This window comes from Streptomyces sp. H27-H1 (assembly GCF_026627445.1).
In the GTDB taxonomy this organism is placed as follows: Bacteria; Actinomycetota; Actinomycetes; order Streptomycetales; family Streptomycetaceae; genus Streptomyces.
Map to the genome: position 1 here is coordinate 1 of NZ_JAPNLJ010000136.1, position 1,575 is coordinate 1,575.

A 1,575-nucleotide genomic window follows, 5' to 3' on the forward strand; every position below is an offset into this window, starting at 1 on the left:
CGGGCCACACGAACATCGCGGCCAGCCTCCGCGAGATGTCCTACGACTGTTTCCGACGACCCCTCGAACTCCTCGGCCTCTCCTGACCAGCAACGATCCAAGACCAAAAGACTTTGCAACAGCCCTGGATCCAGCGGCCGGGCCCGGAAGACGTCGAGTTCCTCGTCGAGGCCGGCGCAGATCCGGGAGACCTCGCTCTTCGATATGCCGGTATCCGAGCCGAGGGCTTTGACCAGGTCGTCGACGGAGCGGGTGGAGACGCCGTGGACGTAGGCTTCCATGATCACGGCGTAGAGGGCCTGATCGATACGGCGCCGGCGCTCGAGCAGGCTCGGGAAGAAGCTCCCGGCCCGTAGTTTGGGGATCGCGAGTTCCAGGTCGCCGGCCTGCGTGGTCACGGTCTTCTCCCGGTGCCCGTTGCGATAGGCGGTGCGGGTCTCGGCCTGTTCGCCCCACTCGGCGCCGATCCGTGCGGTGGCCTCGGCTTCGATCAGTTCTTGCAGCAACCGCTGGGCGACCTCGCGGACGAGTTCAAGACCGTCTGTCGAACGTAGTGACTCGAGCAGGCGAAGTAGGTCATGCTGGGACAAGGCCACCGTGCGCTCCTTGGGTTGAACTGCCCGTTCACCAAGGACATTTGCACGGTGGCCTGCCCCGTTTCAGGGAGCATTCCCCCACAGCCGATGCACGCGGGAGCACAGAGACGGCGCACTTCCCAGCCAAGATCAGCTACACCACTCCACGGGACACCATCGTCTTCGCGGATGAACGGCAAGTCCGACACCCTGGACGCCGAGAACGCCGCCCGCGCCGTCCTCGCCGGGTTCGCGACCGCCACACCGAAGAGCGCCGACGGCGAAGCGGACATGATCCGCCGACTCAAGGTCGCGCACGACCAGGCCGTTGAACAGCGCGCCGCGGCCATGGTCACGATGAAGGCCATGCTGGTCCACGCCCCGGACAGCCTGCGCCGGGAAACCGCGGGAAAGACACAGATCACCCTGGCCCGGCAGCTGGCAGCCCTGCGTCCCCGCCGCCTGGAAGGACCCGAGGACGCACTGTGTCACACGCTACGGACGCTCGCCAAGCGGTGGCAGTACCTCGACACCGAGGCCAAAGAACTGACGAAAATGATCGGCGAACTCGTCCAGAGAGCCGCTCCACAACTGCTCGAACCGTTCGGCATCGGAGTGGACACCGCCGCGGAAATCCTCGTCGTCGCCGGCGACAACCCCGAGCGCATCAAGTCCGAAGCCGCTCTCGCCAAGCTCGCGGGCATCGCTCCCGTGCCCACCGGCTCCGGCATGACCAGCGGCAGGCACCGCAGCAACCACGGCGGCCACCGACAGCTGAACGCCGCGATCTACCGAACCGTCATCGTCCGGATGCAATTCCACCAGCCCACGATCGACTACGTCGCCCGCCGCACCACCGAAGGAAAGACCAAACGCGAGATCCTGCGCTGCCTAATGGGAGCTACGAAGTCGGGGAATGCTCGATTCGTAGCCGCCAGCAGGTGAGCACTATCGCTGCCCGAAGCATCGGACTTCTGGTTTGAGACCGTGCCCCTGCTGG

At 65.7% G+C, this 1,575-nt stretch carries 2 protein-coding genes; one reads left to right on the forward strand and one right to left on the reverse strand.

Features of this window, described 5'->3' with window-relative positions; all coding sequences use genetic code 11:
- The coding region (locus OTB20_RS42110; protein WP_420716624.1) for a transposase at positions 1-590 on the reverse strand (590 nt) is incomplete at its 3' end.
- Between the two features lie 174 nt (positions 591-764).
- On the opposite strand from OTB20_RS42110, the gene OTB20_RS42115 reads away from it, so the two are divergent.
- Complete coding sequence (locus tag OTB20_RS42115; protein WP_267825174.1) at positions 765-1,520, forward strand: transposase; 756 nt, start codon at positions 765-767, stop codon at positions 1,518-1,520.
- Positions 1,521-1,575: the final 55 nt, after the last annotated feature.

Excerpts from the sequence above, each read along its gene's own strand:
- OTB20_RS42115 (WP_267825174.1), top strand. The coding sequence starts at position 765 with ATGAACGGCAAGTCCGACACCCTGGACGCCGAGAACGCCGCCCGCGCC.